This is a genomic window from Kitasatospora sp. MBT63 (assembly GCF_000710465.2).
GTDB lineage: Bacteria > Actinomycetota > Actinomycetes > Streptomycetales > Streptomycetaceae > Kitasatospora.
In genome coordinates, this window is record NZ_JAIZ01000787.1 from 12,015 (window position 1) to 33,822 (window position 21,808).

General features: G+C 73.3%; 24 protein-coding genes. 11 read left to right on the forward strand and 13 right to left on the reverse strand.

Annotated features, from left to right (window positions below):
- Window positions 1–2,137, forward strand: a 2,137-nt coding sequence (locus AA75_RS41035; RefSeq protein ID WP_033825603.1) for an ATP-binding protein, incomplete at its 5' end; no start/stop codon positions are given.
- Window positions 2,138–2,183: 46 nt separating this feature from the next.
- On the opposite strand, the gene AA75_RS41040 is transcribed toward AA75_RS41035, so the two are convergent.
- The 6 genes from AA75_RS41040 to AA75_RS41065 all read right to left on the reverse strand — a co-directional run bounded on the left by AA75_RS41040 (window position 2,184) and on the right by AA75_RS41065 (window position 7,253).
- Entirely contained in the window at window positions 2,184–4,523 is a 2,340-nt protein-coding gene (locus AA75_RS41040; protein WP_051814282.1) for a SpoIIE family protein phosphatase, read from the reverse strand.
- A 194-nt stretch (window positions 4,524–4,717) separates the two neighbouring features.
- Window positions 4,718–5,164 (reverse strand): ATP-binding protein, encoded by a 447-nt coding sequence (locus tag AA75_RS41045; RefSeq protein WP_051814284.1) that lies wholly within the window; start codon window positions 5,162–5,164, stop codon window positions 4,718–4,720.
- Between the two features lie 219 nt (window positions 5,165–5,383).
- Window positions 5,384–5,563, reverse strand: a complete 180-nt coding sequence (locus AA75_RS41050) for a DUF6480 family protein (protein WP_051814285.1) — start codon at window positions 5,561–5,563, stop codon at window positions 5,384–5,386.
- 45 nt (window positions 5,564–5,608) lie between these two features.
- Window positions 5,609–5,893 carry a hypothetical protein gene (locus AA75_RS41055; RefSeq protein ID WP_033825604.1) on the reverse strand — a complete coding sequence of 95 codons (285 nt, stop codon included), beginning with the start codon at window positions 5,891–5,893 and terminating at the stop codon, window positions 5,609–5,611.
- Window positions 5,893–6,579, reverse strand: coding sequence for a phosphoribosyltransferase family protein (locus tag AA75_RS41060; RefSeq protein ID WP_051814288.1), 687 nt, complete (start codon window positions 6,577–6,579; stop codon window positions 5,893–5,895). Before AA75_RS41060 ends, AA75_RS41055 begins: the two co-directional genes overlap by 1 nt.
- A 290-nt stretch (window positions 6,580–6,869) precedes the next feature.
- Window positions 6,870–7,253 (reverse strand): helix-turn-helix domain-containing protein, encoded by a 384-nt coding sequence (locus tag AA75_RS41065; protein ID WP_082527213.1) that lies wholly within the window; start codon window positions 7,251–7,253, stop codon window positions 6,870–6,872.
- A gap of 133 nt (window positions 7,254–7,386) precedes the next feature.
- On the opposite strand from AA75_RS41065, the gene AA75_RS41070 reads away from it, so the two are divergent.
- The 5 genes from AA75_RS41070 to AA75_RS41085 all read left to right on the forward strand — a co-directional run bounded on the left by AA75_RS41070 (window position 7,387) and on the right by AA75_RS41085 (window position 10,115).
- Complete coding sequence (locus tag AA75_RS41070; RefSeq protein ID WP_051814290.1) at window positions 7,387–7,827, forward strand: STAS domain-containing protein; 441 nt, start codon at window positions 7,387–7,389, stop codon at window positions 7,825–7,827.
- A gap of 157 nt (window positions 7,828–7,984) precedes the next feature.
- Window positions 7,985–8,341 carry a PRC-barrel domain-containing protein gene (locus AA75_RS41075; protein WP_033825605.1) on the forward strand — a complete coding sequence of 119 codons (357 nt, stop codon included), beginning with the start codon at window positions 7,985–7,987 and terminating at the stop codon, window positions 8,339–8,341.
- A 19-nt stretch (window positions 8,342–8,360) separates the two neighbouring features.
- Window positions 8,361–8,528, forward strand: a complete 168-nt coding sequence (locus tag AA75_RS51280; RefSeq protein WP_199520545.1) for a hypothetical protein — start codon at window positions 8,361–8,363, stop codon at window positions 8,526–8,528.
- A gap of 115 nt (window positions 8,529–8,643) precedes the next feature.
- On the forward strand, window positions 8,644–8,847 hold the full coding sequence (locus AA75_RS41080; RefSeq protein ID WP_033825606.1) for a hypothetical protein: 204 nt from the start codon (window positions 8,644–8,646) through the stop codon (window positions 8,845–8,847).
- Window positions 8,848–9,080: 233 nt separating this feature from the next.
- Entirely contained in the window at window positions 9,081–10,115 is a 1,035-nt protein-coding gene (locus AA75_RS41085) for an iron-containing redox enzyme family protein (RefSeq protein ID WP_051814292.1), read from the forward strand.
- A gap of 62 nt (window positions 10,116–10,177) precedes the next feature.
- Here AA75_RS41085 and AA75_RS41090 read toward each other — a convergent pair whose 3' ends face one another.
- The 3 genes from AA75_RS41090 to AA75_RS41100 form a co-directional block, all read right to left on the reverse strand.
- The gene (locus AA75_RS41090; RefSeq protein WP_033825607.1) at window positions 10,178–10,411 is read right to left on the reverse strand and encodes a CDGSH iron-sulfur domain-containing protein; all 234 of its coding nucleotides are present in this window, start codon (window positions 10,409–10,411) and stop codon (window positions 10,178–10,180) included.
- Window positions 10,395–11,048, reverse strand: a complete 654-nt coding sequence (locus AA75_RS41095) for a HemK2/MTQ2 family protein methyltransferase (protein WP_033825608.1) — start codon at window positions 11,046–11,048, stop codon at window positions 10,395–10,397. Before AA75_RS41095 ends, AA75_RS41090 begins: the two co-directional genes overlap by 17 nt.
- Window positions 11,049–11,149: 101 nt before the next feature.
- Complete coding sequence (locus tag AA75_RS41100) at window positions 11,150–12,253, reverse strand: glutamate--cysteine ligase (RefSeq protein WP_033825609.1); 1,104 nt, start codon at window positions 12,251–12,253, stop codon at window positions 11,150–11,152.
- Between the two features lie 536 nt (window positions 12,254–12,789).
- Here AA75_RS41100 and AA75_RS41105 point away from each other — a divergent pair.
- Window positions 12,790–13,758 (forward strand): helix-turn-helix transcriptional regulator, encoded by a 969-nt coding sequence (locus AA75_RS41105; protein WP_033825610.1) that lies wholly within the window; start codon window positions 12,790–12,792, stop codon window positions 13,756–13,758.
- Window positions 13,759–13,784: 26 nt separating this feature from the next.
- On the opposite strand, the gene AA75_RS50495 is transcribed toward AA75_RS41105, so the two are convergent.
- A complete protein-coding gene (locus AA75_RS50495; RefSeq protein WP_051814295.1) occupies window positions 13,785–14,132 on the reverse strand; it encodes an STAS domain-containing protein in 348 nt (115 codons plus the stop codon).
- A 266-nt stretch (window positions 14,133–14,398) separates the two neighbouring features.
- Here AA75_RS50495 and AA75_RS41115 point away from each other — a divergent pair, with 266 nt between their 5' ends.
- On the forward strand, window positions 14,399–14,803 hold the full coding sequence (locus tag AA75_RS41115; RefSeq protein ID WP_033825611.1) for a hypothetical protein: 405 nt from the start codon (window positions 14,399–14,401) through the stop codon (window positions 14,801–14,803).
- 88 nt (window positions 14,804–14,891) lie between these two features.
- Here AA75_RS41115 and AA75_RS41120 read toward each other — a convergent pair whose 3' ends face one another.
- Complete coding sequence (locus tag AA75_RS41120) at window positions 14,892–15,140, reverse strand: hypothetical protein (protein WP_033825612.1); 249 nt, start codon at window positions 15,138–15,140, stop codon at window positions 14,892–14,894.
- A gap of 394 nt (window positions 15,141–15,534) precedes the next feature.
- Here AA75_RS41120 and AA75_RS41125 point away from each other — a divergent pair, with 394 nt between their 5' ends.
- From AA75_RS41125 to tkt, 3 genes are all read left to right on the forward strand, one after another.
- Window positions 15,535–15,858 (forward strand): hypothetical protein, encoded by a 324-nt coding sequence (locus tag AA75_RS41125; RefSeq protein ID WP_033825613.1) that lies wholly within the window; start codon window positions 15,535–15,537, stop codon window positions 15,856–15,858.
- Between the two features lie 170 nt (window positions 15,859–16,028).
- On the forward strand, window positions 16,029–16,670 hold the full coding sequence (locus AA75_RS41130) for a hypothetical protein (protein ID WP_033825614.1): 642 nt from the start codon (window positions 16,029–16,031) through the stop codon (window positions 16,668–16,670).
- Between the two features lie 564 nt (window positions 16,671–17,234).
- Window positions 17,235–19,451 carry a transketolase gene (gene tkt, locus AA75_RS41135; RefSeq protein ID WP_033825615.1) on the forward strand — a complete coding sequence of 739 codons (2,217 nt, stop codon included), beginning with the start codon at window positions 17,235–17,237 and terminating at the stop codon, window positions 19,449–19,451.
- A 150-nt stretch (window positions 19,452–19,601) separates the two neighbouring features.
- Here tkt and AA75_RS41140 read toward each other — a convergent pair whose 3' ends face one another.
- Window positions 19,602–20,693 (reverse strand): SRPBCC family protein, encoded by a 1,092-nt coding sequence (locus AA75_RS41140; RefSeq protein ID WP_033825616.1) that lies wholly within the window; start codon window positions 20,691–20,693, stop codon window positions 19,602–19,604.
- Window positions 20,690–21,643: a hypothetical protein gene (locus tag AA75_RS50500; RefSeq protein WP_033825617.1), complete on the reverse strand. Its 954-nt coding sequence runs from the start codon at window positions 21,641–21,643 to the stop codon at window positions 20,690–20,692. Before AA75_RS50500 ends, AA75_RS41140 begins: the two co-directional genes overlap by 4 nt.
- Window positions 21,644–21,808: the final 165 nt, after the last annotated feature.

Genomic DNA, 21,808 nt, shown 5'->3' on the forward strand with positions numbered 1-21,808 from the left:
GCAGGTCCGCGCCATCGCCGGCGTGACCAGCGCGGTCGCCGAGGGCGACCTGACCCGCTCGATCACCGTGGACGCCTCCGGCGAGGTCGCCGACCTCAAGGACAACATCAACGCGATGGTCGAGTCCCTCCGCCGCACCACCCGGGCCAACCAGGAGCAGGACTGGCTGAAGGGCAACCTCGCCCGGCTCTCCGAGCTGGTCCAGGGCCAGCGCGGCCCGACCGCGGTGGCCGAACTGGTGATGACCGAGCTGCCCCCGCTGGTGGATGCCCAGTACGGCGCGTTCTACCTGGTCCAGCAGGACAGCGAGGGCCCCAGGCTGGTCCGGATCGCCGACTACGGCAGCACCCCGGCGCCGGGCTCGGCGCCCAGCCAGTTCCGGTTCGGCCAGTCACTGGTGGGCCAGGCCGCCCGCGACCGCCGCACGATCCTGGTCAGCTCCGTGCCGCCGGGCTACGCCACCGTCGCCTCCGGGCTCGGCTCCGCCGACCCCACCGAGCTGATCCTGCTGCCGGTGCAGACCGAGGACCAGCTGCTCGCCGTGATCGAACTGGCCGCCGTCACCCCGTTCGCCCTGCTCCACCGCGACCTGCTGGACCGCTTCACCGCCGCGCTCGGCGTCAACGTCAGCTCCCTGCTGGCCAACGCCCGCACCGACGAGCTCCTCCAGGAGTCACGCCGGCTGACCGGGGAGCTGCGCGCCAGGTCCAGTGAACTCCAGTCCCGCCAGGAGGAGTTGCAGGAGTCCAACATCGAACTCGCCGAGAAGGCCGAGCTGCTGGCCGAACGCAACCGCGACATCGAGGCGAAGAACCTGGAGATCGAACAGGGCCGGCGGCAGTTGGAGGCGCGCGCCCAGCAGCTGTCCACCACGTCCCGGTACAAGTCCGAGTTCCTCGCCAACATGAGCCACGAACTGCGCACCCCGCTCAACAGCCTGCTGATCCTCGCCCAGTTGCTGGCCCAGAACCCGGAACACAACCTGACGCCGAAACAGGTGGAGTACGCCGGGATCATCCACTCGGCCGGCTCGGACCTGCTCCAGCTGATCAACGACATGCTCGACCTCTCCAAGGTGGAGGCCGGCAAGATGGAGATCACCCCGGAGGAGTTCCCGCTGCGGCGTCTGCTGGACTACGTGGAGGCCACCTTCCACCCGCTGGTCGCGCAGAAGAGCCTCGAACTCACCGTCGCCACCGCGCCGGACGTACCGGCCGACCTGGTGACGGACGAGGCCCGGCTGCGCCAGGTGCTGCGCAACCTGATCTCCAACGCCGTCAAGTTCACCGAGCACGGCCGGGTGACGCTGACCGTCGAGTGGGCCGAAACCCGGTCCGCCGACGCGTCCTGGCCGGGTCGGGCCGACCCTCCCGCGGCCGGGCGGATGCTGGCCTTCAGGGTCGAGGACACCGGCATCGGAATCGCCGACAAGCACCTGGAGAGCATCTTCGGCGCCTTCCAACAGGCCGACGGCACCACCAGCAGGCGCTACGGCGGCACCGGCCTCGGGCTGTCGATCAGCCGGGAACTGGCCCGGTTGCTCGGCGGCTCCATCCAGGCGCAGAGCCGGCCCGGGGTGGGAAGCCGCTTCACGCTGCTGCTGCCCGTCCAAGGGGCCGAACCACTCGGCGAGGCGGACCGACCGCCGGAGACACGGACCGTCGAGGCCCCCGCCGGCCACCCGGACCTGGCCGGGCGGCTCGCGCTGGTCGCCGACGACGACCGGCGCAACGTGGTCGCGCTCACCGGCGCGCTGGAACAGGCCGGGCTGCGCGTGCTGCACGCCGCCAACGGCCGTACCTGCGTAGAGATGCTGCGCATGCGTGACGACGTGGACCTGGTGCTGATGGACCTGATGATGCCGGAGCTCGACGGCTTCGAAGCCACCGCGCGGATCCGGGAGATGCCCCGGTACGCCACCCTGCCGATCATCGCCCTGACCGCCAAGGCCCTGCCGGACGACCGCGCCAGGAGCCTGGCCGCCGGCGCCGACGACCACATCACCAAACCCGTGGACACCGCGGACCTGCTCGCCCGGATCCGGTACTGGCTGGGGCGGGCGCCGAGGACGGAGGGGGCCGGGCCTCCCGGCGGTGCGGCACGAGGCGGTGGTGGGGCGGAGGCCGGCGGCGATTGAGGGGACCCGCCGGCAGACGTGTGCGGGACGGTGCCCGTGCCGCGGATCACCTGAGCCGCAGGGCGATCAGGCTGCTGTCGTCCTCGGTGTCCCCGTCGGCCCGGGCCAGTAGCCGGTCGGCCAGGTCGCCGGGCGCGGCCGCGGCGAGTTCCTGGGCCGTGCGGCCGAGCAGGTCCAGCGACTGCCGCAGGTCGGTGCGCCGCCGCTCGACCAGACCGTCGGTGTAGAGCACCAGGGTGTCGCCGGTGCGGAGCGTGGCACCGGCCTCCCGGTAGGTGACGTCGGGGATGGCGCCGAGCAGGATGTTGCGGTCGGACTCCAGCAGCTGCGCGCGGCCCTCGCGCAGCAGCAGTGGTGGCAGGTGGCCGGCGCTCGACCAGGTGAGCCGCCGGGCACGGGGTTCGAGGACCGCACACAGCGCGGTGGCGGTCGGACGCCCGGCGAGACCGACGGTCAACTCGTTCAGCCAGTGCAGCAGCCGCGCGGGCGACTCCCCGGTCAGCGCCAGCCCCCGCAGCCCGTTGCGCAGCGCGACCATGCCGGTGGTCGCCTCGATGCCGTGGCCGGCCAGGTCCCCGACCGCGACCATCACCCGGTCGTCGGACAGCGGCAGCACGTCGTACCAGTCACCGCCCACGCGGTACACCGTCGCGGCCGGACGGTAGCGGGCGGCCACCTCCAGGCCCGGCAGGAGCTGCGGCTCGGGCATCTCCGGCACGATCGCCCGCTGCATCAGCAGAGCGAGCCGGTGCCGGGTGTCGGACTGCTCCTGGACGTCGGTGAGCCGGTCGAACGTCGCCGCCAGCGCGGCCTCGGTGTGGAAGTGGGTGCTCACGTCCTGGAAGATCCCGGTGATACCGGTCAGTGTGCCGTGGGTGAGCAGCGGCTCCGCCACGATCTGCACCTGGCGCACCCCGCCCGTCGGCCGCTGGGTGCGGACCACCAGTTTCACGCTCTCCTGACCGCCGGTCAGCCGCCGGATGGCGCCTTCCAGTTCTGCGGTGTCGGCGGGGTCGACGAGCCGGCCCAGCTCGGTCAGCGGCATCGCGGGGGCGTGCGGCGGCAGGCCGAAGCAGGCGTACGCCTGCTCGCTCCAGCGGCTGGTCCCGGTGGTGAGGTCGTCCTCGAAGGCGCCGATCCCGCCGAGCCCGCCGGCCACCCGGAGCACCGAGAAGCTGTGGTCGAGGGTGCCGGAGTGCCACAGCAGCGCCGCCCGCTCCGGATCCACCGGCAGCACCCGGACGTTGACCAGGGCGCCCGGTTCGCCGGGGTGGTGCTCGGCGGGCACCCGGGGTGCGACCTGCGGAACGTGGTTCTCCAGGGCCAGGTCGAGGAGTTCGGCGAGCTGAGCGGAGGCGTGCGCAAGCACCTCGCCCAGCGGCCGGTACTCCTGCCCGGGCGGAGCGGAGCAGGCCTTGCGGGCGGCCCCGTTCATGTGCTCCACCAAGGGCTCGCCGCCGTCGCCGGGCAGGCGCAGCAGCAGTGCGGGGTGGGCCAGCAGGTCCAGCAGTGAGGTCAGCACCGGCCGGGGGAGCTGAGCGGTCACCCGGAACTGGGCGCGCCGCTCCCGCGCGGCCAGCACCTGGGCCGCGACCTCGACCAAGGCGCCGACCTGCCGGCGCAGATCCTCGTCCAGCGGGCTCGGCTCCGGCCAGCAGACCACGGCGGCGCCCACCGGCTGCCCCTGTTCCGCACGCAGCGGCAGTACGGCGCGGGCGGCGCGGCGCGACGGGCCGGGCAGCCGTCCCGACGGCCCTGGACCGCTGGGCAGCCACAGTTCGGTACCGGAGGCGAACGCGCGCCGCAGCGGGCCGTCCCACAGCGGCGACACCCGCTGCCAGTGTGCCCGCTCCAGCCGGCTGTGCCCGGCACCGCCCACCAGGTCCAGGACGTCCGCGGCGGCGCGCCGCCAGAGCAGGACCCCGCAGGCGCCGAGCGGCCCGAGACCGTTGCGCAGCAGCGCAGCGGCGATCTCGTCCAGATCCTCGGGGGCTTCGGGTGCAGCGGCGCCGGTCGGAGGCGGGCGCGCGGGGTCCGCCGCCGGACCGTCCGCGCCGTCCAGCAGGCTCGCGGCCAGGTCCTCGGAGCGCTGCCCGAGCGCACCGGCCACGGCCGTCAGCTGGTCCGCGGCCTCCGGCGCCCCCAGCCCGAGCTGGTCCATCAGCAGGCCGGTGGCGAGGCCGATCCGGCGCTGCTCGTTCAGCCGGTCCGCGGTCCGCTCATCGGTCTGCTCGCCCGCCCGCTCACGGCGGGCACGCGGATCATGCGGGTCGGGCCGGGCGTCCGGGTCGACCGCGTCCGCTCCCGCTGCTGTGGCAGCTGTGGCCACCGAGTTCGCCGCGGCCTGCGCGCTGCTCCGGTCGGCGTTCTCCGGTTCACTCGTCATCGCACTTCCGACCTCCGGACACCGCGGACCGGGGCGAGAGGTGGCCCCGTGCCCTGCTACGAGCCTCGTCCACGCCACCGGTCGGTGCAACGGCGCGCCGTCCGGCCGCCCACGGCCACTGCGTGACGTCTCCTCCCGTAGTGGCACTGATCTCCGTTCGATGCTCCCGGTGGCTCCCCGTCGCATCGGGGGTGTCAAGGGGCGGGGAGGACCGCCCAGACCGTCTTGCCGCCCGGGGCGGGCGTCACCCCCCAACTGGCGGCCAGCCGGTCGACGATGTGCATTCCGTGCCCGTGCGGCTGCGTGGGCCGGTAGGCGCGCACCACGGGCCGGCGGGTGCCGGTGTCGGTGACCGCGACCGTGAGCTTCCCGCGCTCGCGGTCGAGGCGGATGTCCAGGCCGGTCGGACCCGGCGTGTGCCGGTAGGCGTTGGAGAGCAGCTCACTGACCACGAGCAGGATGTCCTGGGCCCGTTCCTCGGGTACTCCCGGCTCCCCGGCCGCTCCGGGCGCTTCGAACGTGACGACGACGCCGGTGTCCTCGAGGGCGTGGCGCGCCAGCTCGATTCCGCGGTGCAGTCCGTTCCCGCTCCCGTCCGCCGGGGTCAGTGGAAGACTCCAGTGCCGGGCCGTGTCATCCACGATCCCACCTTCCGTGCCGCGTGGCCGCAGATCCGGCGGTTCGCCGCGGCTCTTCTTCTCCTCCCTGGCGTCTTGCCGTCCTCACCCGGCCCTAACGTGTTCCGGACGACGTCCTTGCGCCGGGGATCTCGCGGCGGCTCCCCTCATCGGCTCGCGGTGCCGGGCCGGCATGGTGCATCAAGGGGGGGCGGCGGGTCGGCCTGACGCCGGGCGCCCGGATCACCAGGCGAAGATCCGGGCGATCAGGAACGTGAGCACGCACAGAACCATCAAGCCGATCACCAGCAGCGGCCAGGCACCCCATGCCCGGCGGAGTTCCGGGGGCTCAGGTACCGAGATCCCGGCGGCCGTGCCGGCCTCGGTGGGCGGTGTCTCGCTGGGCGGCACATCCGGCGGCACGTCCGGGGGCCGTACCGGCGGAGCCGCCGGGAACGCCGACCGCGCCTACACGGCGGCAGGCCGGACCCCCTCGTGCTCCAGCACATCCAGGGTCGCGGGCAGGTCCAGTTCGGCCGGGGGCGCACCCGGACCCGACGCCCGGGCGAACCGGAACGCCCCGTCATGGGAGAAGACCGCCTCCACGGACCACTGCGGCCGGCTCAGCAGCAGCCGTTCGGCCGCTCCCGATCCGCCCCCGGCCCGATCCACCTGCCAGCCGGTCCGTCCGGCCCACGCGTACAGGTCCGCCTGGTCCTCGCTCAACGGGAGTTCGGTCCGGTACCTGCTCATCACGCGCCCTCCTGCCCGCGCCCTGCGGGCTCGCCGATGTTCCGCCGCGGCCGACGGTGCGCGACCGGCGGCGCGCCGCTCACGTCCATGAGACCGTCGTCTGGCCGACCACCCTCGGCGAGCAACTGCGTCAGCTCCGAGTCCAGCGGCGCACGGAAGTCCCGGTACCAGTCGCTGACAGCACGGAAGTACCAGGGCCGGTCCAGGCAGACGAGCTGGTCGACGAGCGCCCAGAGCAGAGCGACCGCACGCGGTGAGCACACCGGCGCGGCAAGCACGATGGCGGCGGGACGACTGAGGCGCAGACGGCGGATGACGGTGCGCACCGCCTCGCCTTCGGTCAGCCCGTCGTCCACCACGACGACGGTCCGGCCGGTGACCCGGGGCACGACCGCGGGGACCTGCCGTAGTCGCCCGGCTCCGCTCCGGCCTGCTGCGCCCGGACCGGAGCCGGTGCCGCCCGAGGCGGTGAGCGTGTAGAGAGGCGGGTCAGCGCGTTGCAGTGCGCCGGCCGATCCGTCGCGCCAGGCCCGCGTACCGGCAGAGGGCATCAGCACGTCGAGCGGAGCGCCGAGTCTGCGCGCGACCTGGTGCGCCACCGGTACTCCGCCGCGCGACAGGGCGTACACCGCCGGACGGGGCCGGGCCCGGTCGAGGCGACGGTCCACCGCGCGTGCGAGCTCCATGGCCGCCTCGGCTCGATTTTCGAATCTCACTGGTATCACTTCCCGGGTGTCCCCCGGCCGCTGGTTCCACCGCGCGTCTACCCCACTCCGCCGGGCCAATCCCCGCGGCTCCGCCGGGAACGGCCCGGCTCGGTCGGTGAACGCCGCCGGACCCGGTCACCCCGTCCCGGGCCCCGAGCGCCGGCCCTCCGGGCGCCGGCAGGTGGCCGGAGAGCACGGCGTACCGGGTCCCTGCCGCGGGGGAGTGCCGGAGTGGACCGCTCCGCCGACCGCGCGATGGGCAGGTGTCGTCACCCGGCGACGTCGGGACCGTGCGGGCCCGTCGTCGAGGCGCCGTGGGCATCGCCGCCGTCCTGGTCGGGACCGGCCGCGGTCGTGGGGTCGGTGAGAATCGCGAGGAGGGTGCCGACGAGCATCCCGTCCTCGGCCGGATGGCGGAGGTGGGTGTCGGGCGCGACGCGGTAGTGGTTGCGGCGCCCGGTGCGGGTGTGGGTGAGGTACCCCTCGCGTTCCAGGTCGCCGACGATCGCCTGCACCGTGCGCTCGGTGAGCCGGCACATCGCGGCCACGTCCCGCAGCCGGACGCCGGGATCACGGGCCACGGCGGCCAGAACCCGGGCGTGATTGGTGAGGAACGTCCAACTCGCCCTAGCTGCATGCTCAGGGTGCGCCATACGTCCACTGTAGGAGCCGGGTATCCGGTTTCACCACGGACGAATCCGCTTTCAGGTAAGGGTTGACGGGTGAATGCGGACGGACCACGCTGAAAGCGAGGCCTCCCACTCGCCAAGTGAAGGGAGGGACGCCATGTCCGCCGACCCGAACGCCGCCCGGCCCACGGACGGCGCGCCCGTCCCCGGCGGACCGGACCGGCGGCCTGCGCCCCCGGCCGCAGGCTCCGTCGACACCGTCACCTGCGAGATCACCCCCGGCCCTGACCGCACCAGCGCCGTCGTCCGAGGCGTGATGCAGCTCGACACCGCCGACCGACTCGAGGAGGCCCTCGACACGGCCCTTCGCTCCACCGGGACCGGGATGGACGTCGACCTGTCCGCCGTCACCTTCTGCGACAGTACCGGCCTCAACGTCCTGCTCCGCCTACGCCTGGCCGCCGCCGCGGAGGGCCGCAGCCTCGCGGTCACCTCGGCGAGCCCCCAGGTACGCCGCCTGTTCGAGATCACCGGCACCACGAGCCTGTTCTCCCCGGATCCGGGCAGTCCGACGCCGAACGGTACCGGCGCGCCCTGACCCGCCCTCGACACTGCAGCCTGCTCCGGCTGACGCCGCCGGTTCGGAACGCGCTCCGTGACGGCCCTGACGGTTGTCGACGCGGGCGTGAGAATCCGGGGCGGCCGGGTAGGCGCGGCAGCAGGACCGGCCACAGCAACGCGATCGGAGGCAGCAGATGATCCAGCTCGCCGACATACGGGAGTGGCGCGAACACGATGTCGTCGACCAGGACGGCAAGAAGATCGGCGCCCTTGAGTCCATCTACGTGGACACCGCCACCGACGCCCCGGCCTTCGCCACCGTCGTCGTCGGCATGCCCACCCGTCACCGGCTCGTGTTCGTCCCCCTCGACGACGCCCGGGCCGGCCCCGGCTACGTCCGGGTGGCTTTTCCCAAGGCGTCGGTCAAGGGCGCCCCGTCGATCGACATCGACGGCGTCCTGCCGGCCGAGGACGAACCTGCGATCTTCGCCCACTACCAGCTTTCGTACGCCCCGGGCGCAGGCGGCGAACGCCGCCTGGCCCGCCGCTGAGGAGAGGGGTGACCCGTTCATGGCGTGGATCCTGCTGCTGCTCCTGGTGGCCGTCGTCCTCGGCCTGATCGGCGCCGTCGCCAAGGGCCTGATCTATCTGCTGGTCATCGGCATCGTCGTCTTCGTGGCGGCGCTCGCGCTGTCTGCGTTCCGCTTCCGCCGAACCGGCCGGCGCCCGACCCGCTGACCGCGCGGCACTTCGCGGGTACTCCACGGGCTCGGTGGTCCCGCGCTCGTTCCTGGCGTTTCGCCCGGCGAAGCCCGGGGAGATGTCAGGGCCCGACGAGATCAGGAGGTCCGTCATGGACGACATCCCCCAGGGCGGTGCGGGCGGAGTACCCGGACACCAGAACGAACACAACAGCGACCGGAGCCAGCGGGTCCCCACCGTCCGCGCGGGCACACCGGTCGCCGAACAGCGGGACGACAAGAACGAGAAGGGCGGCGGCGACCAGGCTCCGGCAGGTGGGCGCGACCAGCGGGACCGCGACGAACCCCCACGCTGACGAGGCGCCCGGCCGCGCGCCCGACCACCGTCGACCCGCAGGCCCCGGTCCGCGCGGACAGCGGCACGGCTGGGCTCCGGCGATGGTCCGAGCCACCGCCTTGGGCCAGGGTGAGCGCCCGGTGAGCGCCCCGGCCCGGCCCGGGGCGGGACGGGACGCGTCCGCGAGTCGGCGACGCTGCTGCGGGTAGGCGCCGAACAGCCGATCCCGACCGAGCAGCAGGAGGTTCCGCCGTGGGCATCACCACCGAAGGCCACGAACCGGACCTGCCCCCGCCCCGGGGGCCGCTCACCGGGTACCTCACCGGGCTGCTGGCCCACCCGCCGGGAGCGTCCACGGCCGGCCCGTACGACGGCGACGGCGACGGCGACGACCCCTGGGGCGACGACCACCAGTTGGCGCTCTACGTTTGCTACGAACTCCGCTACCGCGGGTTCGCCCGCGTCGATCCGGAGTGGGAGTGGGAACCTCGGCTGCTCGCCCTCCAACGGCGCCTGGAGGACGGCTTCCTCGCCGCACTGCGGGCGGCGGCCGGGCCGGTCGCGCCGCTCGCCGAGCAACTGACCGAACTGCTGGTGGAGCCGCTGCACGGCACCGGCCCGTCGCACTTCCTGCTGGACGAGGGCGAGCGGTGGCAGGCCCGCGAGTACCTGGTGCACCGCTCCGTGTACCACCTCAAGGAGGCGGACCCGCAGGCCTGGGTGATTCCCCGCTTGCACGGCGCGGCCCAGGCGGCCCTGGTCGCGGTGGAGCACGACGAGTACGGCGGCGGGCGCGGGGATCGTGCCCACTCCCGCCTGTTCGCCGAGATGATGGTGGACTTCGGCCTCGACGCCCGTTACGGGAGCCAGCTCGACGCGGTGCCCGCGCCGGGCCTCGCGATCGTCAACATGATGACGCTGTTCGGCCTACGCCGGAGCCTGCGCGGCGCCTCGGTCGGGCAGTTCGCCGCGGTGGAGGTGACCTCGTCACCGGGGGCCGCGCGGCTGGCGAAGGCCTTCGAACGGTTGGGTGCGGGGCCGGCCGGAACACGCTTCTACCGGGAGCACGTGGAGGCGGACGCCGTGCACGAGCAACTCGTGCGGCGCGGCGTGATCGCGGCGCTGCTCGAGGACGAACCGGACCTGGAGGCCGACATCGCCTTCGGGGTGGCCGCCACCACCCTGGTGGAGGAACGGCTGGCGGCCCACCTGCTGGCCGCCTGGCGCGACGGCAGGTCCTCGCTGCGGGCCCCGCCCGCGAACGCGCCGGGCGTTCGGGCCGGCTGAGCCGGCCCGCCCGGACATCCCCGGACATCCCCGGCGGGCCCCGGCGGGCCCGCGGGTTGCTCCTACCGGCTGCCGTCCCGGCCGTCCGCATCGCGGTCCGGGCGGCCGTGGCGACGGTGACTGGTGTCGCAGAAGGGATACAGCTTGCTGCGCCGGCACAGGCAGAGGGCGACCACCGGCCGCTCGCTCCGGCGGATGGATCCGTCCGGCAGGACGAACTCGACCGGGCCCTCCACCAGAGCCGGGCCGGGCCCGTCGGGAAGGACGACCCGGGTGTCCTCACCTCGGCCTGACACCGCGGACCACCACCAGTTCCTCCTCGCGCTCACCTGCCGCGATCAGGCCCCGCTCCTCGAACCAGCCGGCCCGGGCGGACATGACCGGGCCGAACGGCTGGCACCGGCGGGCCGTCACCTGGACGTCCAGACCCGCCCGCTCCAGCGCCACACAGGTGGCCTCGACCCCGCAGAGCGAGGACTGAACGAGCAGGAGCACACCGCCCCGCGCGAGCAGCCCGGGCACCTCGCGGCAGATCCGGTCCAGCACGGCCCGGCCGTCCGGCCCGGCATCCCAGGCCCGGCCGGGGCCATGGGTGGGCGGATCGACCGCGGCCGCGGGGACGTACGGCGGATTGGAGACCACCAGGGCGAACTTCCGCCCCCGGACCGGCGTCAGCAGATCCCCGTGCCTCACCCGGATGGCCCGTCGGTTCAGGACGCCGTTCAGCCACGCCGCCGCCAGCGCGCGCCACGAGACGTCGACTGCCGTCACCCGCGCGCCCGTACCGGCCGCGGCCAGGGCCACCGCTCCCGTCCCCGTGCCCACGTCGAGCACCTCGTCGCCGGGCCCGAGGGACTCCTGGACCAGCCGGGAGATCAGCAGCTCGGTGTCCTCCTGTGCCCGGTACACGCCCGGGGGTCGCATCAGTCGCATACACCGCGCCTGCCCCACTCGCCCCATTCGACACGGCAGAGGGGTCACAGAGGGTGGTCCATGACCGCGGTTGCTTGCGAGGACCGCTTGGCCACCCGGCCTCAGGAGGCCGGGACGGCCCCCGTGATCAGCCGGACCAGGCCGGTGGCGCCGGCGGCCGCGAGCGCCGCGCGCTGCCGGTCGGCGCCCTGGCCCTCCCGTAGCAGGCGGTGCGCCAGCGAGGTGACCTGCCGTTCGTCGCCCGCCTCCCGCAGCGCGGCCAGCGTGTACTTGAGCAGGGCGGCGACGACGTCGCCCGCCTTGGCCTGGCGCCCGGTGAGGGGGTCGTGCAACTCGTTCGTCAGACCGTAGCGCGCGGCGTGCCAGACTGCGCCCGCCATGAACTCCGTGGGCGGGACGGGGGCCGGCGCACCGGCCCGTTCACCGGCCATCGCGGTGGCGACCAGTGCCCGGATCAGGCCCGCCAGCATGACGGCCTCCTCGGGACGCAGCTGCACGTCCGTGGCCCGGACCTCGACGGTCGGGAAGCGTTCGGAGAGCCGCGCGTGCCAGTACAGCTGCCCGCGGTCGCGGATGATGCCGTGGTCGACCAAGGCACCGACCCGCCGCTCGTAGTCGTCGGCGTCCTCGAACGGCGGCGGTGTGCCGCTCACCGGCCACCGGCCGAAGACCACGGTGCGCCAGCTGGCGAAGTCGGTGTCCGTACCGTCCCACATCGGGGAGTTGCCGCCGAGCGCCACGAGGACGGGAATCCACGGGCGCAGCCGGTTCAGGACCGCCACGCCCGTCGCCCGGTCCGGCACGCCGACGTGCACGTGCATGCCGCAGATGAGCTGCTCGGCGGCCAGCTGCGCGGCGTCCGCCTTCATGGAACGGTAGCGCGGCGAGGCACTGACCGCCGGTACCCCGAGCGGGGCGAACGGCGCCGACCCCGAGGCCGCGAGCCGGCAGTCGAGTTCGTCCGCGGCTTCGGCCAGCGAGTGCCGCAGCCGCAGGAGGTGACCGCCCACCTCGTCCAGCGTGCGGCAGACGGGTGTGTTCACCTCCAGCTGGCACTGGAGGAGTCCGGACTGCACCTCGGCGGACGCGAGAGCGGGCCGCAGGCCCGCCGCCGTACGCACCTGTTCGGCGCGCGGGACCGTCCGCCCGGTGGCGGGGTGGACCAGGAAGAACTCCTCCTCGACCCCAACGGTGAGTGTGTCCATGGAACGGTCGGCCTCCTCGGTCACAGCCTTCGGGCGGATGGAGCCACCGCCGCCGGGACGAGGTGCCCCCTCGCCGACCGGACACAGCGGCGTGGCCGCACCCGGAAACGGAGGCCATGCCAGGCGTCTGTCCGGATCGGACGGACCGAACCGTACGGGGGACCGCCGGGTCGGCAGCGGTCTGCGACGGGTGCGACCGGCATGCCCTTCGGGTGGATCGCGCCCGGCCGGGTAGACGCCGTCCGAGAGGGGCCGACCGGCCCGACCGGGCCGGAGGGGGCGAATCCCAGGTGGTGATGATGATGCGTAAGGTTCTCGTCCGGCGGCCGCAGGCTCCCGCGCCGCGCCCCCCGCTGGATCTTCGGACGCCCTCCGGACGCCCTCTCCCGTACTGACCGCTCCCGTCCTGACCGCACACGACCACGCGCCGCCCGGCGAGCCCCGGGCGGCGCAGTCCTTCGCGAGCGGCGCACCGCCCCACCGTGCACCCGCGTAGCCTGTCCAACCGGGCGGGCGCGGTACGGGAGGGTGGGGCCATGGAGACCTTGGAGTTCCGCAGCGGGAGCCTGGACGCGACGGAGGCGTTCCTGTCGGCGGCGTACACCCCGATGCGGATCGGCGGACCGGTGAGCGACACCCGGGTCCGGATCCGCCGGCGCGCGGCGGGATCGCTGAGCGTGGACCGGCTCTCCATCGGCTACGACATGGGGTACGACGCCGGCAGCCTCGGGAAGGTCTGCCTGATCAGCATGCACGCCGGCACCCTGGTGGACCGGACCGGCGGGCGCGAGACCGTGTTCGGCCCGGGGGAGACCTTCCTGCTGGCCCAGCCCGACCGCCCCTACCAGGGCGAGGTCCGGGCGGCGCGCTACACCATCGCGATGTTCGACCCCGCCCTGCTGGACCGGATGGCCGCGATCGGCGGAACGGCTGGACCCGGGCCGGTCAGGCTGACCGGCGCCCGTCCCGCCACCGCCGCCGGCAACCGCACCCTCACCGCCGCCGTCGGCTACCTGCGGGACGCAGTGCTCGGCGATCCGGACCACCGTCCGGGCGAACTGCTCCTCGCCACCGCGGCCCAGCACCTGGCAGCCGCCGTCCTGGCCGCGCTCCCGCACACCGCCCGGACGGCCCCCGCGCGGGTCGACACCCGCGACGCCGGGAGCGACACGCTACGGCGGGCGGTCGCGTACATCGAGGAGAACGCCAACCGCGACCTCACACTCGCCGACATCGCGGACGCCGCCCGGGTGACCCCGAGGGCCGTGCAGTACGCGTTCCGCCGCCTGGCCGGACTCACCCCCACCCAGTACCTGCGCCGGGTCCGTCTGGAACGGGCGCATGCCGACCTCCGTGCGGCGGACCCGTACGGTGGTGCCACCGTCACCGGGATCGCGATGCGCTGGGGATTCGCTCACCCGGGCCGCTTCGCCGACGCCTACCGACGCGCATACGGCCAGGCGCCCTCACTCACCCTCAAGGGGGGCTCCGCGGACCACCGCTGACCGCTGCGGGAAATCGCCTGTCCCGGTCAGGACGGCGCGCACCCGACAGCCGGTACCACCTCCAGGACCGTGTCGACCTCCGTCACACGCAACAACCGGACCAACTGGGCCTGCGGGGCGGCGAGCCGGAAGGTGGCCCCGCAGCGGACGGCCAGCTGGCGGGCCCGGAGGAACTCGTTGAGCCCGGCCGAGGCACAGAAGTCCAGTCGCCGGCAGTCGACCACCAGGGCCTCCGGCGCACGGGAAGAGCCGAGTTCCTCGTCCAGCGCAGCCCGTAACACGCCGGCCGTGTCCATGTCGGCGGCCCCGTCCAGCCGCACGATCCGGACCCCGTGGTCGCCTTGGTGGCAGGTGATGCGAAGGCCGTCCTCCAACGCTGCTCCTTCCCATCGACGCGGCCGGACGGCCGCCTCTGCGCCACCCTTCCCGGCCGCAGGCTGTCGCGCAGCACCCGGAACGAAACGCTGCTGCCCGGCCGCCGGCCGAAAAACGAAACACGGATGGCCGCGGCGAGCCCGACGCCCGCGTGCAGGCCCGCGGAACTCGAACGGCCCACCGGGCGCCCCGGCAGGACTGGAACCGGGCGCCGCGGGGGACGGGTTGCCGATCGGATCCTGATGAGACGGAAGGTTCGACTTCGGTGACCGAGGACGACAGCGCCGGGCGGCACACCCGGCCGGCCCGGACGGACGACGCCACGGTGAGAGCGCTGGGGCTGCTCTCCGAGGCATTGGAGACGACCGTACGGGCGCGGGGCCGGCTGTACGACTTCCACCAGCTGACCGGCACCGCGGACCGGACGGTCGGCGAGGCCGTCCGGGCACTGCGGGAGGCCGGGCACGGCGACCAGGCCGATCTGGTGGCACGTGACGTCCAAGGCGCCGACGTGCTCCCGGGCATGTGGACCTTCCAGATCGTCGAGGCCTACGACGACGGCTACCACCGCCGCTTCGTCGAGGTCGAACGGATCGTGCGGGAGGCCTTGGCGGGCGGCCGGAACCACATCGCCGAGGCCGAGATGAAGCAGCGCCGCGAGACGCACTGATCGCAGCCGTCCTGGTCCGGATCATCCTCGGCATCGCAGTGTGCTGCGCGCCGCCATCGTTGCCCGGACCTGACCGCCGGGCCACGGCTCACAGGCGTTCCTCCATGCCGACCGCCGCCTTCAGGTCCTCGTGCGCCTGCCCGCGCTTGCCGTCCTGCTGCTCCAGCATCGCGCGGGCGATCGCGTCCAGCTTGCGTCGGATGGCGTGCTCGGTCCTCCGCTCGGAGTGCAGTGCGAACAGCGGCGAGCTGGTGAAGTTCGACGCCAGCTCGGCGAAGCGCTCGAACCGCCCCCGTCGCCCGTCCTGACGTTTCTGCGCGGGATGCTGGAACGCCATGCCGTCACGCCCTCTCCGTCCACGACCGCGCCGACGGCGCACTTCCACTGTCCGGCAGCGAACCTCCCCGATCGTGGAGGCGTACGCGACGAGTCCGTGCGGCGCGCAGTGATCGGCACCCGAGGCGTCGCGCAGCGGTGTCTGCTTCCGGCCGGCGCGGGCACCGCGGTGCCGGGACCGGCACGGCCGGCCAACATGCCTGACGTCCGGTGAAGCTGCCGCGCACCCCCTGCGGGGCTTCTTGCACGGGGTGCCGTTGCAGTGGCGCGGGCGGCTCGGACATCCGGCCGCGCTGCCGCCGCCCGGGTCCGCCTCTTCGGTCCGGCTCTCGGGGGTGAGAGTGGCCCGGCCGGGTAGGCGCACGGTGCCATCCCGCCCAGAAGGAGAGGTCGCCATGCCGGCCGGTTCTAGCAAGAAGAGAGAACGCCAGTACGAGCACATCAAGGACAGCGCCCTGGACCGGGGCGAGAGCGAGAAGCGGGCGGAGGAGATCGCCGCGCGGACCGTGAACAAGGAACGTGCCCGGCACGGCGAGTCGAGGACCGCCAGCCGCTCCTCCATCCACGACATGTCGTCCTCGCGGCGCGGCGGCCTGCGGTCGCACTCCGGCTCCCAGGGCCCGACGAAGGAACAGCTGTACAACGAGGCGAAGCAGCGCAACATCCACGGCCGCTCCACGATGACCAAGAAGCAGCTCGCCGACGCCCTCGGCCACTGAACGGTCCTGGTGCGCGCGGGCGGATCCCGACGGGTTTCGGCAGCCGACGCAACCGCCGGGCCCGCCCCGCTGCTGCGCGGGCCACCTCACCGCATCGGCCGGATGCGCCGCGGAGCACCGGGCAGACGCAACCGCACCCCCGGATCGCCCGCATGCGAGGAGGCTGACCGGTGAGCCCCGAGGAACTGACGAAACGCCTGCTGCACGCCTACGGCCGGACCTACGCGGACGAGGCCGGAATCACCCTCCGCGACAAGCCCGCGCCTCTGTACCAGCTGCTGGTCCTCTCCGCACTCTGCTCGATCCGCATCAGGGCGCAGACCGCCACCGCCGCCGCCCGCGAGCTCCGCGCGGCCGGACTGCGGACACCGCGCGCCATGGCCGACTCCGGCTGGCAGCAACGGGTCGACGCACTGGGACGCGCCCACTACGTCCGGTACGACGAGAGCACCGCGACCGCCCTCGGAGACGGTGCCCTCCTGGTCCTCGACCGCTGGCGAGGTGACCTCAGACGGCTCCGGGAAGAGGCCGGCGGACGACCGCCGGCCATCCGCGAACTCCTCCAGGAGGTACCGAGAATCGGCCCGGTGGGAGCGGAGATCTACTGCCGCGAGGCCCAGGTGGCGTGGCCGGAGCTGCGCCCGGCCTTCGACGCCCGCACCCGGGAGACCGCAGCCGGCCTGGGGCTGCCGCACACCGCGGCCGGCTTGGGCACACTGGCCCCGGATACCGACACCGCACGGCTGGCCGCCGCCCTGGTCCGGATCCGTCTGGCCGGCGGGGACGCGGTCGAGCGGCTGAGGGACGCCTGAGCCCGGCCAGTGTCAGGCTTCCGTAGCGCTGGCAGGAGGACTTCTCGGCCCGGTCCGCGGCGCGCATTCGCAGAGCAGGCCGAGGGCTCGGCCGAGCCGTGCTCCGTCTTCCGGGGGATGCTGTCCCGCAGTGGAGAGTGGCGCAGACGAAAGCGGGGAGAAGCACAGAGCCGGTGTCGCCGCCGACCGAGCCGTCCGCCGGACGGTCAACGTGTCGAGCAGCGGTCCGGCCTCCTGCCGAGCGGCGGCGCGCCCCCTGGAAGGTCTCCGCATGTCTGCTCCTGGCACGTCCGATCCGCTCACCGCGCTGTCCGCCGCGGGAGAGTCGATCCGGCTCGACGTTCGAGGACAGCCGGACCGGGCTCTGTACGGCCGTGGACCACGCGAAGCGGGGGACCGAACCCAGCTGCCCCGACCGTCCCGGGCCGGCCGGAGCCCAGCACCGAGTACCTGGACACCTCACTGGAGCGGAACGAATGCCGCGCCACGGACGGCAGCAGAGCGGGGACCGCGCCGCGGTCATCCGTGGCGTGCGCGCATCGACCCGGACGAAGGAGCAACGACATGGCGAGTGAGCACTCCGGCGGCACGGCGCGGCGCGACGAGTCCCTGGCGGATCCGGTAGCGGGGCGGGCCGGGTGGGACGAGGTGGACGTGCGGGCAGTGGACACCGTGCGGCTGCTGGCGGCCGACGCGGTCCAGAAGGTCGGCAACGGCCATCCGGGAACGGCGATGAGCCTGGCGCCCCTGGCCTACCTGCTGTTCCAGAACGTCATGCGCTACGACCCGAACGACGACCAGTGGCTGGGACGGGACCGGTTCGTGCTCTCCTGCGGCCACTCCAGCCTCACGCTCTACATCCAGCTGTACCTGGCCGGCTTCGGCCTGGAGCTGTCGGACCTCCAGGCGTACCGGACCTGGGACTCGGCCACCCCGGGGCACCCGGAGCACCGGCACACCCGCGGCGTCGAGATCACTACCGGCCCGCTCGGCCAAGGCCTGGCCGGCGCGGTGGGCATGGCCATGGCGGCCCGCCGCGAACGCGGGCTCCTCGACCCCGATGCCGAGCCGGGCACCAGCCCCTTCGACCACCACGTCTACGTCATCGCCTCCGACGGCGACCTGATGGAGGGCGTCTCCAGCGAGGCCGCCTCCCTGGCCGGACACCAGCGACTCGGCGACCTCACCGTGTTCTACGACTCCAACCACATCTCCATCGAGGACGACACCGACGTCTCCTTCAGCGAAGACGTCCCGGCCCGCTTCGCCGCCTACGGCTGGCACGTACAGACCATCGACTGGACCCGCACCGCCCGCTATGTCGAAGACATCGACGCGCTGCTGGCAGCCACCCGAGCCGCCCGCGACGAGACGGACCGGCCATCGTTGATCATGCTGCGCACCGTGATCGGCTGGCCCGCCCCGACCAAGCAGAACAGCGGCAAGGCCCACGGCTCCGCACTGGGCGAGGACGAGATCGCCGCAACCAAGACCCTGCTCGGCTTCGACCCCGGGCAGCACTTCACCGTCGAGGACGCGGTCCTGGCCCGCACCCGGAAAGCGGCCGACCGCGGCCGCCAGGCGCACGCCGCGTGGGACCAGAAGTTCACGGCCTGGCGCACGGCGAACCCCGAGCGCGCCGCACTGCTCGACCGCTTGCAGGAGCAGCGGCTGCCCGACGGCTGGCGCACGGCACTACCGGTCTTCCCCGCCGACGCCACGGGAATGGCCACCCGCGCCGCCTCCGGCAAGATCCTCACCGCGCTGGCCCCGATCCTGCCGGAGCTGTGGGGCGGCTCCGCCGACCTGGCCGGCAGCAACAACACCACCATGGACGGCGAGCCCTCCTTCATCCCCACCGACCGCCAGACCAAGAACTGGAAAGGCAGCCCCTACGGGCGCACCCTGCACTTCGGCATCCGCGAACACGCCATGGGCGCCATCCTCAACGGCATCGCCCTGCAGAGCCTCACCCGCCCCTACGGCGGCACCTTCCTGACCTTCTCCGACTACATGCGCCCCGCCGTGCGCCTGGCCGCGCTGATGCAGCTGCCGGCCACCTACGTGTGGACCCACGACTCCATCGGCCTGGGCGAGGACGGACCCACCCACCAGCCCGTCGAACACCTCGCCGCGCTGCGGGCCATCCCCGGCCTCGACGTCGTGCGGCCCGCTGATGCCAACGAGACCACCGCGTGCTGGCGCACCATTCTCGAACACCGCGACCGCCCCGCCGGGCTCATCCTCAGCCGCCAGAACCTGCCTGTCCTGGACCGCGACCACGGGGAGTACGCTCCCGCGCACGAAGCGGCCCGGGGCGGATACGTCCTGGCCGAGGAGCCGCACGGCGCGACACCGGACGTCATCCTCATCGCGACCGGCTCCGAGGTCCACCTCGCCCTGGACGCCCGTACCCTGCTGGCGGCCGACGGACTCGCCGTACGGGTGGTGTCGATGCCGTGCCGGGAGTGGTTCGCCGCCCAGCCCCAGGACTACCAGGACCAGGTCCTGCCGCCACAGGTGCGGGCCCGGGTCAGCGTCGAAGCCGCCGTCGGACAGGGCTGGCGCGAGGTGGTCGGCGACGCGGGACGGATCGTCAGCCTGGAGCACTACGGCGCCTCCGCCGACTATCAGAGCCTCTACACCGAGTTCGGTATCACCCCCCAGGCGATCGGCGTAGCCGCCCGCGACAGCATCCACGACACCCGGCAGACACCACGCCCCGGCGGCCACCGGCCCACCTCCACCCCCACCCGCGGCGGCGCCGGCGACCGCTCCTGACCAACGGCCCGGCCCCGGCCTGTCGCCGCCCCGGCTTCGGCCCGACGCCGGATCCCATCAGCTCGACGGGGCAGGCGCAGGGCGCGGCCGCGGTGGCTACGACCTGCACTGACGAGCCGCCGCCCGGTCTTTGGCGCCGGCGGCGGCGTCTCAGCGCCTGGCGCTCCGGGCCTTCGGCCGGTCGGCATCCAGGTCGTCCTCGGCCTCGTCCTCGTCGTCCTCGTACCCGTCCTCCTCGCCGTACTCCTCGTCCTCCGCGTACGGGCCATCGGCCTCGTCGCCCTCGTCCTGGTAGTCGTCCTCGGCCTCGTCGTCGTAGCCCTCGTCCGCTTCCTGGTCCTGCGGTCGGTCGGCCTCCTCGTCCTCCTCGTCCTCGTACTCCTCGGTGTCCTCCGCGTCCTGGTCGGCCGCCTCTTCCTCCTCCATGGCCTCCTCGTGGGTACGGACCACCTCGCCGTCGCGGATCTCGCCGCGCCAGCCGTCGACCTCCTCGTCGCCGAAGGTGACGTAGCGCTGGAAGTTCTTGAAGTCCAGCCGCAGGCGGCGACCCTGGGCACGCCACAGGTTGCCGGTCTTCTCGAAGAACCCCGAGGGGAAGTACTCGACGACCAGGACCAACCGGGTCAGCGTCGGCGTCAGCTCGTGGAAACTGACGGCGCCGTGCGTGGTGCCCTTGGCGCCCTCCGAGCTCCAGACGATCCGCTCGTCCGGCACCTGCTCCTGGACCGTGGCCTTCCAACTCCTGGTGGAGGGACCCACCTTGACCTTCCAGTCACTGCTGACGTCGTCGCCCTTGCTGACGCTGCGCACGCCCTTGGTGAACCCGCTGAACTGCTCGTACTGAGTCCAGCGGTCGTATGCCAGGCGCAGCGGAACTCCCACGTCGAGCACCTCGACGATGTTCATCACCTTGGTGCTGCCCGACTTCTTGCCGCCCTTCCCGCCCTTGCCGAAGGCCTCCTTGACCTTGCCGACCACGTTGTCCTTGAGGCTCTTGGCCTTCTCCCCGATCAGGGCCTTCACCGGGGACTCGCCTTGCAGGACGCGGGCGCCGACCTTCGGGAGGGTGCCGCCGTTGGCTGCGACGTCGCTGAGCTGGCCGGTGACCTCGGTGAGCTTGTCGCCGGCCTTCTCCGCGAGGTGCTCGGCCTGCGCGCCCAGGAAGTTCACGAACTCCTCGCGGAGCCTGTCCAGGCCCGAACCGTCCGTGGCGGGGGAGGAGCCGCGTTCCGTCGTGGTCATGATGCCCTCCCTCGCCCGGACCGCGCCGCCGTCTTCGCTGTGCCGCTCTTCGCCGAGGTGCTCTTCTTGGCGGGAGCGCGCTTGGCGGGCGCCTTCTTCGCCGGAGCCCGTTTCGCGGCCGCTGTCGTCTTCGCGGCCGGCTTCGCGCGGCTCGCGGTCGCCGTCTTCTTGGCGGGCGCAGCCTTCTTGGCTGCCGGCTTCCGGGCCGGCGCCGCCGCCTTCTTACCGGCCGCCGCGCTGCTCCTGGCCGCCGGCCGCCGTGCGGGCGAAGGCGACTTCCGCTGCGCGGGTTTCTCGGGCTTCTCGGACGCCGGTTCGGCGGAGTCCGCCTCCTTCTGTGGCCGCCTGCGGGAACGGGGTGCTGCGGCGCTCGCGCTCGTACGCCGACGCCGGGGGCGCTCGGGTTCGGGCTCCTCGTCCGTGGCCGGTTTGCGTGCGCTTCGACGGCGCTTGGGAGGCTCGGACGGCTGCTCCTCGGCGTCGTCGTCCTCCTCCTCACCCTCCTGGCCGTACCCTTCCTCGTCGTCGGCCTCCTCGTCGTCCTCCTCGTCCTCCGGCTCGTAGTCCCCCTCGTCCTCGTCGTCCGCGTACTGGTCGTCGTACTCCGTCTCGTCCTCGTCCTGCGGTTCCTGTTCCTTCGCACCGATGCTCAGCGTCCGGTCGCGCAAGGTGTTGGCGAGGTTGGAGAGCTGGCGGTCGGCGGCAGCGGCCACCGCGCGGCGGCCGGTCTCGAGGAGCTCGCCGCGGACCTGTTCGTTGAGCTCCGCCATCTGGGGGACCTCGCCGAGCTTGCGCAGCCCTTCGGTGGCCAGCTGACGCGGGTCGAGGCCGAAACGGCGTCCGGCCAGGTACGTGGCCGCGGCGAACGCCATCCGTCCCTTCTTGGCGCGGCCGAGAACATAGCCGCCGGCGACCGCGGCGGCGAGAGCGATCTTGGTGGTGTCATGCATGAGGTCTTCACCTCCAGGCGAAGTGGCCCACGGGGCCGAGGAGTTTCGCGCGGAGGACAGCACTCGCACACACACATCGTGGTGCGGGATGCCGCACCCCGCCCACGATCGCGTGTTCCCAGCTTGGCCGTTCCTATGCGAGGTGCGCGCGTTTGCCTGGCCCGG